17 protein-coding genes are annotated in these 18,960 nt (G+C 70.8%); 9 read left to right on the forward strand and 8 right to left on the reverse strand.

Features of this window, described 5'->3' with window-relative positions; all coding sequences use genetic code 11:
• Positions 1-2 precede the first annotated feature (2 nt).
• The 3 genes from RM788_RS10025 to pdhA are packed head-to-tail and all read right to left on the reverse strand — an operon-like array spanning position 3 to position 3,299.
• The gene (locus RM788_RS10025; protein WP_315931305.1) at positions 3-1,214 is read right to left on the reverse strand and encodes a dihydrolipoamide acetyltransferase family protein; all 1,212 of its coding nucleotides are present in this window, start codon (positions 1,212-1,214) and stop codon (positions 3-5) included.
• Positions 1,207-2,211 carry an alpha-ketoacid dehydrogenase subunit beta gene (locus RM788_RS10030; RefSeq protein WP_315931306.1) on the reverse strand — a complete coding sequence of 335 codons (1,005 nt, stop codon included), beginning with the start codon at positions 2,209-2,211 and terminating at the stop codon, positions 1,207-1,209. The genes RM788_RS10025 and RM788_RS10030 overlap by 8 nt, the downstream gene beginning before the upstream one ends.
• Positions 2,208-3,299, reverse strand: a complete 1,092-nt coding sequence (gene pdhA, locus RM788_RS10035; RefSeq protein WP_315931308.1) for a pyruvate dehydrogenase (acetyl-transferring) E1 component subunit alpha — start codon at positions 3,297-3,299, stop codon at positions 2,208-2,210. The genes RM788_RS10030 and pdhA overlap by 4 nt, the downstream gene beginning before the upstream one ends.
• A gap of 111 nt (positions 3,300-3,410) precedes the next feature.
• Between pdhA and RM788_RS10040 the strand changes: the two genes are divergently transcribed.
• Entirely contained in the window at positions 3,411-3,896 is a 486-nt protein-coding gene (locus tag RM788_RS10040; protein ID WP_315931310.1) for an Lrp/AsnC family transcriptional regulator, read from the forward strand.
• Positions 3,897-4,006: 110 nt separating this feature from the next.
• Here RM788_RS10040 and RM788_RS10045 read toward each other — a convergent pair whose 3' ends face one another.
• The 3 genes from RM788_RS10045 to RM788_RS10055 all read right to left on the reverse strand — a co-directional run bounded on the left by RM788_RS10045 (position 4,007) and on the right by RM788_RS10055 (position 6,846).
• On the reverse strand, positions 4,007-4,687 hold the full coding sequence (locus tag RM788_RS10045; RefSeq protein WP_315931311.1) for a CAP domain-containing protein: 681 nt from the start codon (positions 4,685-4,687) through the stop codon (positions 4,007-4,009).
• Positions 4,688-4,882: 195 nt separating this feature from the next.
• Positions 4,883-6,169, reverse strand: coding sequence for a HAMP domain-containing sensor histidine kinase (locus tag RM788_RS10050; protein ID WP_315931312.1), 1,287 nt, complete (start codon positions 6,167-6,169; stop codon positions 4,883-4,885).
• The gene (locus RM788_RS10055) at positions 6,166-6,846 is read right to left on the reverse strand and encodes a response regulator transcription factor (protein ID WP_315931313.1); all 681 of its coding nucleotides are present in this window, start codon (positions 6,844-6,846) and stop codon (positions 6,166-6,168) included. Before RM788_RS10055 ends, RM788_RS10050 begins: the two co-directional genes overlap by 4 nt.
• A 29-nt stretch (positions 6,847-6,875) precedes the next feature.
• Between RM788_RS10055 and RM788_RS10060 the strand changes: the two genes are divergently transcribed.
• Both RM788_RS10060 and RM788_RS10065 read left to right on the forward strand, forming a co-directional pair.
• Positions 6,876-7,436 carry a hypothetical protein gene (locus RM788_RS10060; RefSeq protein WP_315931315.1) on the forward strand — a complete coding sequence of 187 codons (561 nt, stop codon included), beginning with the start codon at positions 6,876-6,878 and terminating at the stop codon, positions 7,434-7,436.
• A gap of 119 nt (positions 7,437-7,555) precedes the next feature.
• Entirely contained in the window at positions 7,556-8,011 is a 456-nt protein-coding gene (locus RM788_RS10065; RefSeq protein WP_315931317.1) for an SRPBCC family protein, read from the forward strand.
• Positions 8,012-8,100: 89 nt separating this feature from the next.
• On the opposite strand, the gene RM788_RS10070 is transcribed toward RM788_RS10065, so the two are convergent.
• Together RM788_RS10070 and RM788_RS10075 are read right to left on the reverse strand one after the other, a co-directional pair.
• The gene (locus RM788_RS10070; protein WP_315931318.1) at positions 8,101-8,574 is read right to left on the reverse strand and encodes a GNAT family N-acetyltransferase; all 474 of its coding nucleotides are present in this window, start codon (positions 8,572-8,574) and stop codon (positions 8,101-8,103) included.
• A 14-nt stretch (positions 8,575-8,588) separates the two neighbouring features.
• Positions 8,589-9,401, reverse strand: coding sequence for a dioxygenase family protein (locus RM788_RS10075; RefSeq protein ID WP_315931319.1), 813 nt, complete (start codon positions 9,399-9,401; stop codon positions 8,589-8,591).
• A 106-nt stretch (positions 9,402-9,507) separates the two neighbouring features.
• Between RM788_RS10075 and RM788_RS10080 the strand changes: the two genes are divergently transcribed.
• The 6 genes from RM788_RS10080 to RM788_RS10105 all read left to right on the forward strand — a co-directional run bounded on the left by RM788_RS10080 (position 9,508) and on the right by RM788_RS10105 (position 18,923).
• Complete coding sequence (locus RM788_RS10080; RefSeq protein ID WP_315931320.1) at positions 9,508-10,692, forward strand: AI-2E family transporter; 1,185 nt, start codon at positions 9,508-9,510, stop codon at positions 10,690-10,692.
• 119 nt (positions 10,693-10,811) lie between these two features.
• On the forward strand, positions 10,812-11,012 hold the full coding sequence (locus RM788_RS10085; protein ID WP_315931321.1) for a hypothetical protein: 201 nt from the start codon (positions 10,812-10,814) through the stop codon (positions 11,010-11,012).
• 22 nt (positions 11,013-11,034) lie between these two features.
• Complete coding sequence (gene cobF, locus RM788_RS10090; protein WP_315931323.1) at positions 11,035-11,790, forward strand: precorrin-6A synthase (deacetylating); 756 nt, start codon at positions 11,035-11,037, stop codon at positions 11,788-11,790.
• A gap of 405 nt (positions 11,791-12,195) precedes the next feature.
• Positions 12,196-16,734, forward strand: coding sequence for a glutamate synthase large subunit (gltB, locus tag RM788_RS10095; protein ID WP_315931324.1), 4,539 nt, complete (start codon positions 12,196-12,198; stop codon positions 16,732-16,734).
• Positions 16,727-18,178, forward strand: a complete 1,452-nt coding sequence (locus RM788_RS10100; RefSeq protein WP_315931325.1) for a glutamate synthase subunit beta — start codon at positions 16,727-16,729, stop codon at positions 18,176-18,178. The genes gltB and RM788_RS10100 overlap by 8 nt, the downstream gene beginning before the upstream one ends.
• Before the next feature lie 334 nt (positions 18,179-18,512).
• Positions 18,513-18,923, forward strand: coding sequence for a hypothetical protein (locus RM788_RS10105; protein ID WP_315931326.1), 411 nt, complete (start codon positions 18,513-18,515; stop codon positions 18,921-18,923).
• Positions 18,924-18,960: the final 37 nt, after the last annotated feature.

Genomic DNA, 18,960 nt, shown 5'->3' on the forward strand with positions numbered 1-18,960 from the left:
CGCTAGAGGTCGCCCAGCGCGCTGACCGGCGACTCGACGCAGTCGGCGACGTAGCGCAGGAAGCCGCCCGCGGTGGCCCCGTCGCAGACCCGGTGGTCGAACGCCAGCGTCAGCTCGCACACCTTGCGCACCGCGAGCTGCCCGTCCACCACCCACGGCCGGTCGATGATCCGGCCGATGCCGAGGATCGCGGCCTCCGGGTGGTTGATGATGGCGGCCGAGCCGTCCACGCCGAACACGCCGTAGTTGTTGACCGTGAAGGTGCCGCCGGTCAGGTCGGCCGGGGCCAGCTTGCCCGCCCTGGCCGCCGCCGTGCGCTCGGCCAGCGCCGCCGACAGCGCGCTCGCGGTCAGCTCGTGGGCGTCCCGCACGACCGGCACGACGAGGCCGCGGTCGGTCTGCGCGGCGAAGCCGAGGTGCACCCGATCCAGCACGACGATCTCGTCGCCCTCGACGCGGGAGTTCAGCTCGGGGAACTTCTTCAGCCCCAGCACGGTGAACCGGGCCAGCAGCGCGAGCAGTCCGACGTCCTTGAGCGCGGCGCGGGCGGCGAGGAACCCGGTGGCGTCGACGTCGACCCACACCGTCGCCTCGGGGATCTCCCGGCGGGACGCGGAAAGCTTGTCCGCGACGGTCTTCCGCAGGCCCCGCAAGGGGATCCGACGCCCCTCGGCGGCGGGCGCCTCGACTACGCGCCGGGCCAGTGCCTGCTCGACGTCGTGGCGGCGGATGATCCCGGACGGACCGGTCCCCGTCAGCGCGTCCAGGTCGACGCCGTTCTCCCGCGCCATCCTGCGGACCAGCGGCGAGATGACTCCGGGCCTGGCCGCCGGCGCGGACGGGGCAGCCGGGGCAGCCGGCACGACCTGCGCCACCCGCGGGCGCCGCCGCTGCCTGCGCGGCGTCTCGGACGTGCCGTAGCCGATCAGCACGTTGCCGCTGCCCTGCTCGGGCACGACCACGCCGGGCTCCTGGAACCCTTCCCCGCCAACGGTCAGCAGCACCGCGCCGACGGCCAGCGACTCGCCCGCCTTGCCGTGCGTGGCCGTGACGACGCCCTCGAACGGGCACGGCACCTCGACGACGGCCTTCGCGGTCTCGACCTCGACCACGGGCTGGTCGACGGACACCTTGTCCCCCACCGACACCAGCCACGTGACGATCTCGCCCTCGGTCAGGCCCTCACCGAGGTCGGGCAGCAGGAAGTCAGGCACCGCGACCAGCCCCCACGACCTCGTCGTCCCACTGGAGGCGGCCGATCGCGTCCAGGATCCGGTCCACGCCGGGCAGGTGGTGCTCCTCCAGTTTCGGTGGCGGATAAGGGATGTCGAACCCGGTCACCCGCAGCACGGGCGCGTGCAGGTGGTGGAAGCAGCGCTCGGTGACCCGCGCGACGACCTCCGCGCCGTACCCGCCGAACCCGGACGCCTCGTGCACGACGACCGCGCGCCCGGTGCGCCGCACCGACTCGCACACGGTCTCGTCGTCGAACGGCGACAGGCTGCGCAGGTCGACGACCTCCACGTCCCAGCCCTCCTCGGTCGCGGCCTGGGCGGTCTCCAGCGCCGTCGCGACCATCGGGCCGTACGCGATCAGCGTGACGTCCCGGCCGGGCCTGCGGACCACCGCGCGGTCGAACCCCACCCGTCGCGCGCCGGGGAACACCTCGCCCTTGGACCAGTAGCGCCGCTTGGGTTCGAGGAAGATCACCGGGTCCGGCGAGTCGATCGCGTCGCGCAGCAGGTCGTAGGCGTCCTGCGGGGTGCCGGGCGTGACGACGCGCAGGCCGGACGTGTGCGTGTAGTAGGCCTCGGACGAGTCGCAGTGGTGCTCGACGCCGCCGATGCCGCCGCCATAGGGGATGCGGATGACCACGGGCACCTCGACCTTGCCGCGGGTGCGGTTGCGCATCTTGGCCAGGTGGCTGGTGATCTGCTCGAACGCCGGGTAGGCGAACGCGTCGAACTGCATCTCCACCACGGGTCGCATGCCGTTCATGGCCATGCCGATCGCGGTGCCGACGATGCCGGACTCGGCCAGCGGCGTGTCGAACACCCGCCGGTCCCCGAACCGCGCTGCCAGCCCGTCGGTGATCCGGAAGACCCCGCCGAGCGGGCCGACGTCCTCGCCGAACACCAGCACCCGGTCATCGGCCTCCAGCGCGTCCGCGAGCGCGCGGTTCAGCGCGCCGGACATGGACAGCGCGGTCATGCCAGCTCCTCCGCGAGCATCGCCGCCTGCTCCTGGAGCTGCCTGGTCGGCTCGGCGTAGACGTGCGCGAACAGCTCGGCCGGATCCACCTCGACGTCGGTGTTCATCACGTCGCGCACCGATGCGGCGAACGCCTCCGCCTCCGCGGTGACGGCCGCGCGGCGGGCGTCGTCCAGCAGCCCCTTCGAGGTCAGGTAGGCCTCGATCCGGTCCACCGGGTCGCGGTCCAGCCAGGCCGCCACCTCGTCGGCGTCGCGGTAGCGGGTCGCGTCGTCGGCGTTGGTGTGCGCCTCGACCCGGTAGGTCAGCGCCTCGATCAGCGTCGGCCCGCCGCCGTCGGCGGCCGTGCGGACGGCGTCGCGCACCACGGCGTACACGGCGGCCGGGTCGTTGCCGTCGACCAGCACGGACGGCACGCCGTAGCCGACGCCCTTGTGCGCCAACGAGGGCGCGGCGTTCTGCTTGCTCATCGGCACGCTGATCGCGTAGCCGTTGTTCTGCACCAGGAACACCACCGGCGCCTTCCACACGCCGGCGAAGTTCAGCGCCTCGTGCGTGTCGCCCTCGCTGGTGGCGCCGTCGCCGACCAGCACCAGCGCCACGGTGTCCTCGCCCTTCAGCGACGCCGCCTGCGCCAGGCCGACCGCGTGCAGCGTGTTCGTCGCCAACGGCGTGCACTGCGGCCCCACCCGGTGCTCGTACGGGTCGTAGCCCAGGTGCCACCCGCCCTGCAGCAGCGTCAACGTCTCCCCCGCGGGCACGCCCCTGGTCACCAGCGCCACCGAATCGCGGTAGGTCGGGAACAGCCAGTCCTGCTCCCGCAGGGCCAGCACCGCGCCCACCTCGCAGGCCTCCTGGCCGCGCGACGACGGGTAGACCGCCAGCCGCCCCTGCCGGGTCAACGCGGTCGCCTGGGTGTCGAACCGGCGGCCGACGACCATCTTGCGGTGCAGTTCCAGGAGGACGTCGTCGCCCGGCATGTCCAGCACCGGGTCCGCGACCGGCTCACCGGTCCTGGTCAGCAGGGACAACGGCTCATCGGTCGGCAGCAGCGAACGCTCCCGCGCGGGCAGGCTGGTGCGCGCCATGTGTCCTCCTCGGGCCTGGGAGGCTCATGGTGAACTCGGTCACAGCCAATGTTCTAGATCCGGGCCGTTTTCCCGGACGAACGGCTTCGACGGGTGCTTATCGTGGTCCACATGCCCACGAAGCCGCGCGCGAAGGTCGTCACGACTGGACGTCTGGATCCCCTCGACGACACCGACCGGCGGATCGTCGAGGAACTGCGCGCCGACGGCAGGCTCTCCATGCGCGCACTGGCCGAGCGCCTGCACATCTCCCGCGCCAGCGCGTACTCCAGGGTGGACAGGCTGCACCGCGACGGCGTCATCACCGGCTACAGCGCCGACATCGATCCCGAGCGCTACGGCTTCGGCATCTCCGCCTACGTCTACCTCAAGATCAGCCAGCACTCCTGGAAGGCCGTCCGCAGCCGCATCCGGGAAATCCCCGAGGTCTGGCACGGCGCCCTTGTGTCCGGCGACTACGACCTGGTGCTGCTGGTCCGCGCCCCCGACGCCCACAGCCTCCGCGACCTCGTCCTCAACCGCCTGCAGACCATGCCCGACGTCACTTCCAGCCACACCGTGCTCGTACTGGACGAACTGCACAGCCCCACCACCTGAGCAGCCTGCCGCCGACCGACGGCCGCGGCGTGCCCCGGAAACGGGTCAGGCACCCGGGATGCAGGGTCCCGGGTGCCTGAGTCGCAGGTCCGGTCACCCGGACGGCCGCGCTACCAGCCGAAGTTCTGAGTCCAGTAGATGCCGAACGACCCGCCCTTGGCGACGCCGACCCCGAGCGCCTTGAGCCCGCAGTTCAGGATGTTCGCCCGGTGCCCCGGCGACTCCATCCAGCTCTTCATCACGTCGGCGGGCGTCTGCTGCCCCGCGGCGATGTTCTCCGCGCCGGGACTCGGGTACCCCGCGGCCTTGATCCGGTCCACGAACGTCCGGCCGTCCTTGGAGACGTGGTCGAAGTAGTTCTGGTTCGCCATGTCCTGGCTGTGGCCGCGAGCCGAGGTGGCCAGGCGCTTGTCCGCGACCAGGGGCGAGCAGCCCGCGGCGGAGCGCTCCTGGTTGGTGAGGTCCAGGACCTTCGCCTCCTGGGCCTCGGCGTCGGTCGGAGCCGGGTTCGCCGGGGGCGGCGGGGCGGCGGGCTTCTCGGTCGTCTGCGGCGGGGCCGGGGGCGGCTCGGGCGTCGGGGGCTCGCTGGTGGTGGTCGTCGTCGGCGGGGCCGAGGAGACCGCGCTGCTGCTGCTGCTGGGCGCGCCGGAACTGCTGGAGGCCGCGGCGGAGCTGGAGGGCCCGGTCAGCGAGTCCGTCGACGACGGCTCGGCGGCCGTGGTCGGGCTGGGGGTCGCGGTCACGAAGCCGCCACCCTCCGCGACGGTGCCACCGCCTTCACAGCCGGCCACCAACAGAACGGTGCTGGCGACCAACAGGAACGAGCGAATGGCAGTCGTGGTGCGTGGCACAGCGAGCGTCCTCTTCTGCGGCAAGTGACGAATTAATGGCCACGCAAAACACTAGTCGCATTCGAAACAATGTCAAGCAGCATTTATTTATGGAACATTTAATGTTCACATCAGGAAGAGAAAAGGCAACTTGGCCTAATCGGGCAGTCGGACGAGCCGCAACTGGACCCTGGTGCCGCCCAACGGGCCGCGGTCGATCCGCAGCGACCCGCCGGTCGCCTCGGCCGCCCGCCGGACGATGTCCATGCCCAACCCGGTCGACCCCGCGCCGCTCACGCCCCTGCGCAGCGCGGCCTCGGTGTCGGGGATGCCGGGACCGGCGTCCTCGATCACGATGACCACGCGCTCTGCCTGGTGGAACAGCGCGACGACGAAGTTCGTGCCCTCCGGGGTGTGCCGGAAGATGTTGCCGATCACGGCGTCCATCGCGGCCGCGAGGTCCGACCGCGCGAGCCCGACCATGGCCCGCTTCTCGGTGCCGCGCAGGTTCCACAGGCGCTGCTGGTCGTCGGCCAGCGCGGACCAGAAGACCAACCGGTCCTGCACCACGAGAGCCGCGTCACACCGGTTGCTGTCCGGATCCGTGAGTTCCCGACGGGCCGCGCGGATGAGTTCGTTGACCTCGCGCTCCAGCGCGTGCACGGCCTGCCGCACGCGATTGGCGCTGCTGTCGGTGCCAAGGGTTTCGGAATCGAGCCGCAATGCCGTCAGCGGGGTGCGCAGGCGATGTGACAAATCGGCGAGGATCTCGCGCTCGGATGCGACCAATTGGCCTATTCGCGCGGCCATCCGGTTGAACGCGCCACCGGCCTCGACCAGTTCCGGCGGCCCGGTGGGCTCGACGCGGGCGGTCAGGTCCCCCTGCTCCATCTTGCGCGCGCCGTCGGCCAGCGCCTGCGCGGCGCTCACGACCCGCGCGCCCAACCGGTCGGCGACCAGCACCGATCCGAGGACCAGCACGATCGCCACGCCGGAGAGGGCGAGCCACGCCGACTCGACGCCCCTGGACAGGTCCGCCTCCGGGATGAAGGCCTCCACGACGGCCACCCGGCCGCGGTCGAGCACGACGGGCTGGAGGTACACGCGGCCGTCGGACACCGAGGCGGTGAACGACTTGCCCTCCTCCTTGGCGGTCGCGAGCTGCTCGGGCGTCGACTTCACGAACCCGAGCACCTGGCCGCTGGGCAGGTGCACCGCGATCCGCCCGGCGCCGCCGAACTGCGTGCTGGCCAGCGCCTGCTCGATGGCCTTCGGCTCGTTGGTGATGACCAGGACCGGGGTGAGGGCCACGGCCTGGCGTTCGGCGTCGGCGAGTGCGCGGTCCTCGGCGAGCTGCGCCACCACCAGCGCCAAGGGGATCAGGAACGCCAACGCGATCATGGAGGTGACCGCGAGGGCGACCAGCGCGAGCGAGCGCCTCACCCAGCCGCCGTGAGCTTGAACCCGACACCGCGGACGGTGTGCAGGTAGCGGGGCGCCGCCGCGCGCTCACCGAGCTTGCGGCGCAGCCAGGACAGGTGCACGTCCAGCGTCTGGTCGTCCTGGTTGCTCGGCATGTTCCACAGGTTCGCCAGCAGCTCGCCGCGCGGCACGACCTTGCCCTCGCGGGCGGCCAGGTACGCCAGCAGGTCGAACTCCTTGCGCGTCAACGCGAGCACCCGACCGCTCAGCGCGGCCTCCCGGCGTTCCAGGTCCACCACCAGCTCGCCGACCCGCAGCGGCTCGTGCGCGTCGTCGCGCCGGGCCCGGCGCAGCACGGCGGCCAGCCGCGCGGCCAGGTGGTCGCTGGAGAACGGCTTCACTAGGTAGTCGTCCGCGCCCGCGTTGAGCAGCCGCACGATCTCGGTCTCGTCGTCGCGGGCGGTCGCCACGATCACGGGCACGTCGCACACGCCGCGCATCATGCGCAGCGCGTCGCCGCCGTCCATGTCCGGCAGACCCAGGTCCAGCACGACCACGTCGAACGTCCCCGACGTGATCTCCCGCAACGCGTCCAGCGCGGTCCCGACGGGGGTGACCGCGTTGCCGAGTGCGGTGAGGGCTCTGGTCACGGCCGAGCGCACGACCGGATCGTCCTCGACGAGCAGCACCGAAGGCATGGGAGGACGGTACTGGCAGGATGCAACCCGTGGCACATGGCATCCGGTACATCGCGGCCTGGCTCGCCTCGACGGCCGTCGCCGTCGCGCTGTCCTGGCTGGGCGTGCGCTCGGTGCTCGACGCGGGCGTGCAGCAACGCCCCCAGGTGGTGACCGGTCGCACGCTGGAAACCAGCAGCGCCACCACGACCGCGACCACCACCCGTCCCTCCAGCCCGCCCCCGCCGTCCTCGGCCACGTCCACCCCGAGCGCCGGCAGCAACAGCAGCGCCGCGAGCACCACTTCCTCCTCCTCCACCACCCCTTCGACGCCGGCCCGCCTGGCGTCCACCGAGGGCAGCTGGTCGGAGGAGAACGGCAAGCAGGTCTACATCCGCAGCTTCCAGCTCGACGGCGGCGAGGTCGCCGTCCGCTTCGCCGCGGACTCCGTCCAGACCATCTCCGCCACGCCCCGCCAGGGTTTCGCCGTCTCCGTCCAGCAGCCCGCGGGAACGTCCCTTGTGGTCGAGTTCCAGAACCCGACGGAGAAGTCGAAGCTCGAGGCGAACTGGCAGGACGGCCCGCGCTGGAAGATCACCGAGGCCGGCTGAGCGGACTCCGGTCCGGGCGACCGGGTTGCGGGCCGGTCCTTTGCGGACTGTGCTGACCGGAGTCGTCACCCACTGCGTCGGCGTGCTCGTCGGCGTCGCGATCGGCTAGCGGAGGTTCCGTGGAAGAAGTGCGCAAGATCGAGACCGGCCCCCGGACGGTGACCCGGCAGGTGGTGGTGAACGCCCCGGCGGCGCCCCTGTTCGCGATGTTGGCCGATCCGCGTCGGCACGACGAGGTGGACGGGTCGGGGACCGTGCGGGCGGACGTGCGGGGGCCGGAGCGGTTGAGCGAGGGTGCCCGGTTCTCCGTCGCCATGAAGATGTACGGGTTGCCCTACCGGATCACCAGCGTCGTCACGGCGTTCGAGGACGGGCGGTTGATCGAGTGGCGGCATCCGGCGGGGCACCACTGGCGGTGGAGCTTCGAGGAGGTCGACGGGCGCACGGTGGTGACGGAGACGTTCGACTACACCGGGTCCAAGGGGCCGAGGGTGTTGGAGTTGTTGCGGATGCCCGCGCTGAACGCGAAGGGGATCACGGCGACGCTGGCGGGGTTGCGGGACCGGTTCGAGTAGGACCGCCGCACCACGATGAGCGGGGTCGCGGTGCGGCCGATCCGGTGCCGTGCGAGGTGGACGACGCGCACCCGTGGCGGGCGGTACGCCTAGTCGGTGAGCCGCTTCCCCAGCGACAGCCCGGAGTCGTGGTAGCCGTGCCTGCCGTAGAACCGGACCGCCCCGGCGTTCGCGTGGTGGATGCCCGCGGAGAGGTGGCGGACGCCCGCGGCGGCGGCCCACCGCTCACCGGCCGCCAGCAGCGCCGCGCCGACCTCGTGCCCGCGGGCCTCGGGCAGCACGACCGTGTGCACGAAGGCGGATGGCTCCGGGCGCAGGATCTGGTGGTCGGGCGGGTCCGGTCGGCGCAGGACCTCGATCATGCCGACCACCCGGCCGCCGATCTCGGCGACGAGGATCGCGTCGGACGTGGAGGCCACCGCCGAGGTGAAGTGGTCGACGACGGCCTCGCGGGAGGGCATCCGGTACACCGAGGGCTCCAGGGCGATGTGGGCCTCGGCGTTGGCCAGGCGCAGTCGCACCAGCGACTCCAGGTCGGCGGCACCCGCCGGTCTCACGATCACCGGTCGATCATGCCCTAGACCGACACCAGCAGGGTGGCCTTGTAGCCGCCCGTCGCGTCGCCGGTGACGGTGGCCAGTTGGGTGTCGTGGCCGTCGCTGAAGACGTTGTCGGTCTCCAGTGAGCTGGAGGCGAGGTTGCGCACGCTGGCGCTGTAGCCGTTGGTGGCGTAGACGGTCTCGCACACGTCCTTCGGGAACGCGAGCTGGGTGGTCTTCACGGGGTCGCCGGCCTTGGTGGCCTCGGCCAGGTCGGGGTAGACCTCGAAGTGGGCGTGGGGCCAGCGGCCGGAGTAGGCGGCGGGGAAGATGGTGGTGAAGGTGACCTCGCCCGAGGCGTCGGTCTCCTGGACGCCGCGCAGGTAGTTCTGGTCGGCGACGCCGTTCGAGTACATCGAGTAGTTTCCGTCGCGGTCGCAGTGCCACAGGTACACCGCGGCCCCGGTGTAGGCCTTGCAGTCCTTCTGCACGGTGAGGGTGATGGTCAGCGGCACACCCTGGGCGGTGCCCGAGGAGCCGCCGAAGCTGGAGCGGATGTCGTCGCGCACGATGCCGCTCTCGGTGAGGACGTTCGGGCCGTTCGACCCGTCGCCGGGGAACGGGCCGGAGGTCTCGTCGGGGATCTCGGGGGCGCACGCGGCCGCGGAGGCCGAGGCGGCGGCCGAAGTGCTGCCGGACGTGGTGGCGGCGGTCGGCTCCGTGGAGCCGCTCGCGCAGCCGACGAGGGTGGCCAGGCCCGCGCCGCCGAAGAGGGTGAGGACGCGGCGGCGGTTCAGGGTCGCCAGGTCGAAGGCGAGTCCGCGGTCGTGGTCCGGCGTGTGTCCGCTCATGGCGTCCACTTTCGCCCGTTCACCCCGTTCGCGCGCTGTGCCGGAGCTGTACGTTTCCTGTGCGGGTCGATGGGTATCCGGCGACAAATGGCGGATTCCTGGGGGCATGGCGGCGATGGCGGACCCTGACAGCAAGGCGGCGGAAGCGCACCACGACCTGGTGGCGCAGCCGCACGAGGAAGAGGCCGAGGGGCCGATCGCGGACGCCGAGGCGGCCGCGGCCGAGATGAGCAGCGACGAGCGCCCGCTGGGGCGTCCCGGCCGGCCGCTCAACCGGCGTTCGCCGTTCTTCGTCGGCATGATCGGCGCGGCGGGCGTCGCGGTGACCTACGGGCTGTCGCAGCTCCTGCTGAGCACGCGGGACGTGCTGGTCATGATCGGGCTGGCGTTCTTCCTGGCCGTCGGGCTCGAACCCGCCGTGTCCTGGCTGGCGCAGCACAAGTGGCGGCGCGGCGCGGCCGTGTCGGCGGTGCTGCTGACGCTGGTCGGGATCCTGGTGGGGTTCCTGGTCATGGCGATCACCCCGCTGGTCGACCAGGCGACCCAGTTCGCCGCCCACGCGCCCGAGTACCTGAAGGACCTGACGTCCAAGGGTTCGGCGCTGACCGAACTGAACACCCGCTTCGACCTGCAGACCAAGGTCCAGAACCTGGTGACCAAGAACCAGGACACGCTGATGAACGGCATCCTGGGCGCGGGCGCGATGGTGTTCGGGGTGCTGACCAACACGGTCATCGTGATGATCCTGACCGCGTACTTCCTGGGCAACCTCCCGGCGATCCGCCGCACGATCTACCGGTTCGTGCCGAGCACGCGCAGGCCGAGGGCGATCCTGATCGGCGACCAGATGTTCGCCAAGATCGGCGGCTACGTCCTGGGCAACGTGCTCATCTCGCTGATCGCGGGAGCCGTCACGTTCGTCTGGCTGATCGTCTTCGGTGTCCCCTACGCGCTGCTGCTCGCCATCGGCGTGATGATCCTGGACCTCATCCCGGCCGTCGGCGCGACCATCGCGGCGGTCGTCGTCAGCCTGATCGCGCTGACGGTGTCACTCCCCGTAGGCATCGCGACCGCCGTCTTCTTCATCGTGTACCAGACCGTCGAGAACTACTACCTCTCGCCGAAGGTCATGGGTCGGGTGGTCGAGATCCCCGACGTCGTCACCGTCGCCGCCGTGCTCATCGGCGGCACGCTCCTCGGCGTAATTGGAGCAATCGTCGCAATTCCGCTGGCAGCGGCGGTGCTGCTGCTACTCAGAGAGGTTTTGTTCCCCCGATTGGATCGCGCCTGACCGCCCGTCTTGTGAGAACGACCACTCATCGGGTCCACGGATGAAACCGCGAAGCGCGGAGTAACCCGGTTCGCGCCCGCGCCGATATGGGTGTCACAGGACCCAGGAGGTGCCACTTGTTGGAACAGACGATTACCCACCGCGTTCGCGAGGGCCGCAACACCGCGTGGTTGCTCCCTGCCGTCCTGTTCACCCTCACCGGAGTGGTGAACATCGGCATCGCGATCACCTCGTCGACGGTGTGGCCCGCGGTCCTCGCCGCGGCCCTGCTGATCGCCGCGGCCGCCTGCGTGCGCGGCGCCATCGCCGAGCAGGGGTAGGACGGCTGGCAGACTCGCGCCCGTGAAGCAGATCCTCGTCATCGGCATCGGAGCGGGCGACCCCGACCACATCACCGTCCAGGCGGTCAAGGCGCTCAACCGCGTCGACGTGTTCTTCGTCCTGGACAAGGGCGAGGTCAAGCAGGACCTGGTGGACGTCCGCCAGGAGATCCTGGACCGGCACGTCGACCGGGCCCACCGCGTGGTCGAGGCGCGCGACCCCGAACGGGACCGGAGCACGCCCGCCTACGCCGAGGCGGTGCACGACTGGCGCAGGCGGCGCGCGGACGTCTGCGAGGAGCTGATCCGCACCGAACTGGCCGACGGCGAGACCGGCGCGTTCCTCGTGTGGGGCGACCCGGCCCTCTACGACAGCACGCTGGCCATCGTCGAGGACATCCTGGCGCGCGGCGACGTGGAGTTCGACTACGAGGTCATCCCCGGCATCACCAGCGTGCAGGCGCTGGTGGCGAAGCACCGGACCAGCCTGAACCGGGTGGGCAGGCCAGTGCAGATCACCACCGGACGCAGGCTCGCGGAGGGTTTTCCCACCGACGTGGACGACGTCGTCGTCATGCTCGACGCGCACAACTCGTTCACCGGCGTGGCCGACCAGGACGTCGACATCTACTGGGGCGCGTACGTCGGCACCCCTGATGAGCTGCTCATCTCCGGTCCGGTGCGCGAGGTGGCCGAGCGGATCGTGGCCACGCGCGCCGAGGCGCGGGAGCGCAAGGGCTGGATCATGGACACCTACCTGCTGCGCCGCCGGACGTAGCGGACCTGCCGGAACACCCGAACGCTCCGCCGTTCGGCCGAACGTGGAATGATTCCACCACTCGGGACCTTGTCAACAGCGGGTGGGATTTCCCACGAGCCCTGGACGGACTAGAGCCATAACGGCGAATTCACACTATCGTCACAAGACCGGGTCACCCCCGGTGCAGGACCCAGGCGCACCACGATCCGCCATCCGGCCGCGTGCGCATGCACCACGCAGTGCCTCCCGCACAACGGCGTGCGGTCACCACCTGTAGATCAGCCGGATTCCACCCGGCCGCTTTGCGGTACCCGCTCAGGCCGTGCCCCCGACACCTCGTCGTGCTGGGGCCCGGCCACCGACGTGTGCCCGAACGACATGTGAGCCCCTTTGTCAGCACTAGCCATGGGAGGGCCGCAGGCTGTGACCCACCACAAGCAGCAACCAGGCTCCGCGCAGGGTCTTTACGACCCGCAGTTCGAGCACGACGCGTGCGGTGTCGCGTTCGTCGCCGATCTGGCCGGACGCCGCAACCACGACATCGTCTCCAAGGCCCTGATCGCGTTGCGCAACCTGGAACACCGGGGTGCTCGGGGCGCGGAACCCGAGACCGGTGACGGCGCGGGCATCCTGATCCAGGTGCCGGACGCGTTCTACCGGGCCGTCGTCGACTTCGAGCTCCCGGAAGCGGGTGGGTACGCCGTGGGGACGGCGTTCCTGCCCGTGGACCCCGGTGAGCGCGCCGGGGTCGTCGACGCGATCGGCCGGATCGCGGCCGAGGAGGACGCCGAGGTGCTCGGGTGGCGCGAGCTGCCGGTCGACGCCGAGCACGTCGGCCCGACGGCGGCGACCACCATGCCGCACTTCGCCCAGGTGTTCGTCGCACCGCGCAACCCGGCCGTCGAGGGGCTGGCGTTGGAGCGGTTGGCGTTCGTCGTGCGCAAGCGCGCCGAGCACGCGGTGGACGTGTACTTCCCGTCGCTGTCGGCGCGGACCGTCGTGTACAAGGGGATGCTGACCGAGCCGCAGGTGGAGAGGTTCTTCCCGGACCTCACCGACGAGCGGGTGACCAGCTCCATCGGGCTGGTGCACTCCCGGTTCTCCACGAACACGTTCCCGTCGTGGCCGCTGGCGCACCCGTACCGGTACGTGGCGCACAACGGTGAGATCAACACGTTGCGCGGCAACCGGAACTGGATGGACGCCCGCGAGTCGACGCTGCGCTCGGACCTCGTCGACGGGGACCTGTCCCGGATCTTCCCGGTCATCACCCGCGGCGCCAGCGACTCCGCCTCGTTCGACGAGGTGCTGGAGATGCTGCACCTGGGCGGCCGGTCGCTGCCGCACGCGGTGCTGATGATGATCCCGGAGGCGTGGGAGAACCACACCGAGATGGACGCCGCGCGGCGCGCGTTCTACGAGTTCCACGCCACGCTCATGGAGCCGTGGGACGGGCCCGCCCTGGTGTCGTTCACCGACGGCACGGTCATCGGCGCGGTGCTGGACCGCAACGGCCTGCGCCCGGCCCGGTACTGGGTCACCGAGGACGGGCTCGTGGTGCTCGGCAGCGAGGCCGGTGTGCTGGAGTTCGACCCGGCCACGATCGTCCGGAAGGGACGGTTGGAGCCCGGCCGCATGTTCCTGGTCGACACCGCCGCGGGCCGGATCATCGACGACGACGAGATCAAGGGCGAGCTGGCCGCCGCGCAGCCGTACGCGGACTGGATCGCCGAGGGCCTCGTGGCGCTCGACGACCTGCCGCTGCGGGAGCGCGAGTGGCCCTCGCACGCGTCGCTGGTGCGCAGGCAGCAGGCGTTCGGCTACACCGAGGAGGAGCTGAACGTCCTGCTCCGGCCGATGGCCGTCTCGGGCGCCGAGCCGATCGGGTCGATGGGCAACGACGCCCCGTTCGCACCCCTGTCGGACCGGCCGCGGCAGCTGTTCGACTACTTCACGCAGCTCTTCGCGCAGGTGACGAACCCGCCGCTGGACTCGATCCGCGAGGAGCTCATCACCTCGCTGCAGACCACGGTCGGGTCGGAGCCGAACCTGCTATTCGCCGACGGCGACTCGTGCAGGCGGATCACGCTGCCGTTCCCGGTGCTGGACAACGACGAGCTGGCCAAGATCACCCACGTCAACGACGACGGGGAGTTCCCGGAGTTCCAGGCCGTCACCGTCCGCGGCACCTACGACGTGCGCGGAGGCGGCGCGGCGCTGGTGGCCAGGCTCGACCAGATCCGGTCGGAGGTGTCGGAGGCCATCGAGGACGGCGCGCGGGTCATCGTGCTGTCCGACCGCGGCGTGACCGCGACCAAGGCGCCGATCCCGTCGTTGCTGCTCACCGGCGCGGTGCACCACCACCTGGTGCGCGAGAAGACCCGCACGCAGGTCGGGCTCATCGTGGAGTCCGGCGACGCCCGCGAGGTGCACCACATCGCCCTGCTGGTCGGGTACGGCGCCAAGGCCGTCAACCCGTACCTGGCGATGGCGACCGTGGAGGACCTGAGCGCGCGCGGCGTGCTCGGCGACATCTCGCCGCACCAGGCGGCCCGGAACCTGATCAAGGGGCTGGGCAAGGGCGTGCGCAAGACGATGTCGAAGATGGGCGTCTCCACGGTCGCGTCCTACACCGGCGCGCAGATCTTCGAGGCCATCGGCCTCGGGGCGGGCGTGGTCGAGAACTGCTTCACCGGCACCACGTCCCGGCTCGGCGGCGTCGACTTCGACATCCTCGCCGAGGAGGTGGCGAAGCGGCACCGCAAGGCGTTCCCGCCCGACGGGGTGCACGCGAGCCACCGCGAGCTGGAGGTGGGCGGCGAGTACCAGTGGCGCCGCGAAGGCGAGGCGCACCTGTTCAACCCCACCACCGTGTTCAAGCTCCAGCACTCCACGAGGTCCGGTCGCTACGACGTCTTCAAGGAGTACACCCGCGCGGTCGACGAGCAGTCCGAGCGGCTGTACACGCTGCGCGGCCTGTTCGCGTTCAAGGAGGGGCTGCGGCCCGCCGTGCCGATCGAGGAGGTCGAGCCGGTCTCCGAGATCGTCAAGCGGTTCGCCACCGGCGCCATCTCCTACGGGTCGATCTCCAAGGAGATGCACGAGGTCCTCGCGATCGCGATGAACCGGCTGGGCGCCAAGTCCAACACCGGTGAGGGCGGCGAGGACAGCGACCGCTACACCCGCGACGCCAACGGCGACCTGCGCCGGTCGGCGATCAAGCAGGTGGCCTCCGGGCGGTTCGGCGTGACCAGCGAGTACCTGGTGAACGCGGACGACATCCAGATCAAGATGGCGCAGGGCGCGAAGCCCGGCGAGGGCGGGCAGCTGCCCGGCACCAAGGTGTACCCGTGGATCGCGAAGACCCGGCACTCCACGCCGGGCGTCGGGCTCATCTCCCCGCCGCCGCACCACGACATCTACTCCATCGAGGACCTGGCCCAGCTGATCCACGACCTCAAGAACGCCAACCCGGTCGCCCGCATCCACGTGAAGCTGGTGTCCGAGGTCGGCGTCGGCACGGTCGCGGCGGGCGTGTCCAAGGCGCACGCCGACGTGGTGCTGATCTCCGGGCACGACGGCGGCACCGGCGCCTCCCCGCTGTCCTCGCTCAAGCACGCGGGCGGACCGTGGGAGCTGGGGTTGGCCGAGACGCAGCAGACGTTGCTGGCCAACAGGTTGCGCGACCGGATCGTGGTGCAGACCGACGGCCAGCTCAAGACCGGCCGCGACGTCGTCATCGCCGCGCTGCTCGGCGCGGAGGAGTTCGGCTTCGCGACCGCGCCGCTGGTCGTGTCGGGCTGCGTCATGATGCGGGTGTGCCACCTCGACACCTGCCCGGTCGGCGTGGCGACGCAGAACCCGGTGCTGCGCGCCAAGTTCACCGGTCAGGCCGAGCACGTGGTGAACTTCTTCCAGTTCATCGCCCAGGAAGTGCGGGAACTGCTGGCGCAGCTGGGTTTCCGGTCGCTGCTGGAGGCCGTCGGGCACGCCGAGTTCCTGGACAAGCGCAAGGCCGTCGACCACTGGAAGGCCGCCGGTCTCGACCTGTCGCCGATCTTCCACGTGCCGGAGCTGCCGCCGCGCGCGGCCAGGCACCGGACCACCACGCAGGACCACGGTCTGGAGAAGGCGCTCGACAACACGCTCATCCAGCTCGCCGAGGGCGCCCTGTCCTCCGGCGACCGGGTGCGGCTGGAACTGCCCGTGCGCAACGTGAACCGCACGGTCGGCACCATGCTCGGCTCGGAGGTGACCAAGCGCTGGGGCGGTGAAGGGCTGCCGGACGACACGATCGACATCACCTTCACCGGCACGGCGGGCCAGTCGTTCGGCGCGTTCCTGCCCAAGGGCATCACGCTGCGGCTGGTCGGCGACGCCAACGACTACGTCGGCAAGGGCCTGTCCGGCGGGCGGATCACGGTCCGCCCGGTGGCCGAGGCGCAGTTCGCGGCGGAGCAGAACATCATCGCGGGCAACGTGATCGGCTACGGCGCGACCGGCGGCGAGCTCTTCCTGCGCGGCCGGGTCGGCGAGCGGTTCTGCGTGCGCAACTCCGGCGCGCTGGCCGTCGTCGAGGGCGTGGGCGACCACGGCTGCGAGTACATGACCGGTGGCCGGGTCGTGGTGCTCGGGCAGACCGGCCGCAACTTCGCGGCGGGCATGTCCGGCGGCATCGCCTACGTGCTGGACCTGCTGCCGCAACGGGTGAACCCCGAGATGGTCGACCTCGACCGGCTCACCGACGACGAGCGCGGGTTCCTGCGCGAGGTCGTCGAACGCCACTACGCGGAGACGGAATCCGCCGTGGCACGGGGTTTGCTGGCTGACTGGGACGTGGCCGCGGAGCGGTTCACGAAGGTCATGCCGAAGGACTTCAAGCGGGTGCTGGCGGCGCAGGAGCAGGCCGAGCGCGAGGGCCGCGACGTCAACGAGGCGATCATGGAGGCCGCTCATGGCTGACCCGAGGGGTTTTCTCACCACCCAGCGCGAAGTGCCGACCACCAGGCCGGTGTTCCTGCGCCTCAAGGACTGGCGCGAGGTCTACGAGGAGTTCGAGGGGCAGCGGCTGGAGAAGCAGGCCGGGCGCTGCATGGACTGCGGCATCCCGTTCTGCCACCAGGGCTGCCCGCTGGGCAACCTCATCCCCGAGTGGAACACCCTGGTGTGGCGGGACGACTGGCGGCAGGCCGCCGAACGCCTGCACGCCACGAACAACTTCCCGGAGTTCACCGGGACGCTGTGCCCCGCCCCCTGCGAGACCGCCTGCGTCGTCGGCATCAACGGCGATCCGGTGACCATCAAGCGGGTCGAGATCTCGATCATCGACCGCGCGTGGGACGAGGGCTGGGTCACCCCGCAGATCCCGGAGGTCCGCACCGGCAGGAAGGTCGCCGTCGTGGGTTCCGGGCCGGCGGGGCTGGCCGCCGCGCAGCAGTTGACGCGCGCCGGTCACGACGTCGTGGTGCTGGAGCGCGCCGACGCGATCGGCGGGCTGCTGCGCTACGGCATCCCCGAGTTCAAGATGGAGAAGTGGCGGCTCGACCGGCGACTCGACCAGATGCGGGCCGAGGGGACGGAGTTCCGCGTCTCGGTCGACATCGGTGTCGACGTCACCGTCGAGGAGCTGCGCGCCTCCTACGACGCCGTCGTGCTGGCGGGTGGGGCCACCGCGTGGCGCGACCTGCCGATCCCCGGTCGGTCGCTGTCCGGTGTGCACCAGGCGATGGAGTACCTGCCGCCCGCCAACAGGGTGGCGCGCGGGGATCTCGACCGGTCGCCGATCCACGCCGAGGGCAAGCACGTCGTCGTGATCGGCGGCGGTGACACCGGCGCGGACTGCGTCGGCACCGCGCACCGGCAGGGGGCGGCTTCGGTGACGCAGCTGGAGATCATGCCCCGACCGCCGGAGGCGCGGGCCGCGAACAACCCGTGGCCCACGTACTCGATGGTCTACCGGGTGTCCTCCGCGCACGAGGAGGGCGGCGAACGCGTCTACGCGGTGTCCACCGTCGAGTTCCAGGGCGACGAGGACGGCGCGGTGCAGTCGATCCAGCTCGTCGAGGTCGCTTTCGAGGCCGGGAAGTTCGTCGCGGTCGAGGGAACGGAACGGGTCATCCCGGCCCAGCTCGTGACGCTCGCGATGGGTTTCCTCGGGCCGGAACGCGCCGGGCTGATCGAGGACCTCGGCGTGGAACTGGACCCGCGCGGCAACGTCGTGCGGGACCGCTCGTTCGCCACGACCGTGGACGGGGTGTTCGTCGCAGGCGACATGGGCCGTGGCCAGTCGCTGATCGTGTGGGCCATCGCGGAGGGCCGCTCGGCCGCCGCGGGGGTCGACGCGTACCTGACCGGCCGTGACCTGCTGCCGCGACCGATCGAACCCACCGACCGACCGATGGCCTGACGGCCGTCGGTCTCGGCCCCCGGAGCCAGTGCTGCCTCCGGGGGCCTTCCGGTGTTCGGGGTGATCAACACGATCGAGCGAACCGTCTACCCCGGACTTGACGCTTGCATCTAGCCTGCCCTGGACGTACGTCGCGAAACGACGGGATGTGGTCGGGAAAATCGCGGCAGAGGCCAAGAGCCGGGGTGCGCGGTGGACTCCCGTACGCGAGGGCGGGAACCACACGGTCCACATGCTCGAAGGCTTGACGGTTCCGATCCCCGCCACAACGAGGTGGGCGACAACCCTTGCGGTCGACATCTTCAAGGAATGCCGGGAAGTGCTGGTGGCGAAAATGAGGACCTACCACGTCGAGGTGACTCGGGATGGCAGGTTCTGGCTCATCCGCATCCCGGAGATCAACCGGTCGACCCAGGCACTTCGATACCGGGACGTGCCCGTGATGGCTCGTGAACTCGTCGAGATCATGGAGAAGCCCGACGGTGCGGAGTACGCGCTGGACATCGAGGTCACCCTGCCCAGCGCGGTCCAGGACCACCTCGCCCGAGCCGAGGTGCTCCGGGCGGAGGCCGGTCGCAAGCAGTCGGAGGCCGCGGCGGAGTCCCGAGCAGCGGTCCGCGAGCTGCTTTCGCAAGGGCTCTCGCAGCGCGAAGCCGGCGAAGTCCTCGGCCTGTCCTTCCAGCGGGTCAACCAACTGGTGAACTCCTGGCACCCGCGGACTCGCGATTCGCCCCGTCGAAGGTGAAGGCCCCCTGAGCACCATGCGCTCAGGGGGCCTTCAT

The organism is Umezawaea sp. Da 62-37, from assembly GCF_032460545.1.
Classification (GTDB): Bacteria; Actinomycetota; Actinomycetes; order Mycobacteriales; family Pseudonocardiaceae; genus Umezawaea.

Coding starts and splice junctions, on each gene's coding strand:
- RM788_RS10030 (WP_315931306.1), bottom strand. CDS start 2,211: ATGACCGCGCTGTCCATGTCCGGCGCGCTGAACCGCGCGCTCGCGGAC.
- pdhA (WP_315931308.1), bottom strand. CDS start 3,299: ATGGCGCGCACCAGCCTGCCCGCGCGGGAGCGTTCGCTGCTGCCGACC.
- RM788_RS10040 (WP_315931310.1), top strand. CDS start 3,411: ATGCCCACGAAGCCGCGCGCGAAGGTCGTCACGACTGGACGTCTGGAT.
- RM788_RS10055 (WP_315931313.1), bottom strand. CDS start 6,846: ATGCCTTCGGTGCTGCTCGTCGAGGACGATCCGGTCGTGCGCTCGGCC.
- RM788_RS10075 (WP_315931319.1), bottom strand. CDS start 9,401: ATGAGCGGACACACGCCGGACCACGACCGCGGACTCGCCTTCGACCTG.
- RM788_RS10080 (WP_315931320.1), top strand. CDS start 9,508: ATGGCGGCGATGGCGGACCCTGACAGCAAGGCGGCGGAAGCGCACCAC.
- RM788_RS10100 (WP_315931325.1), top strand. CDS start 16,727: ATGGCTGACCCGAGGGGTTTTCTCACCACCCAGCGCGAAGTGCCGACC.
- RM788_RS10105 (WP_315931326.1), top strand. CDS start 18,513: ATGAGGACCTACCACGTCGAGGTGACTCGGGATGGCAGGTTCTGGCTC.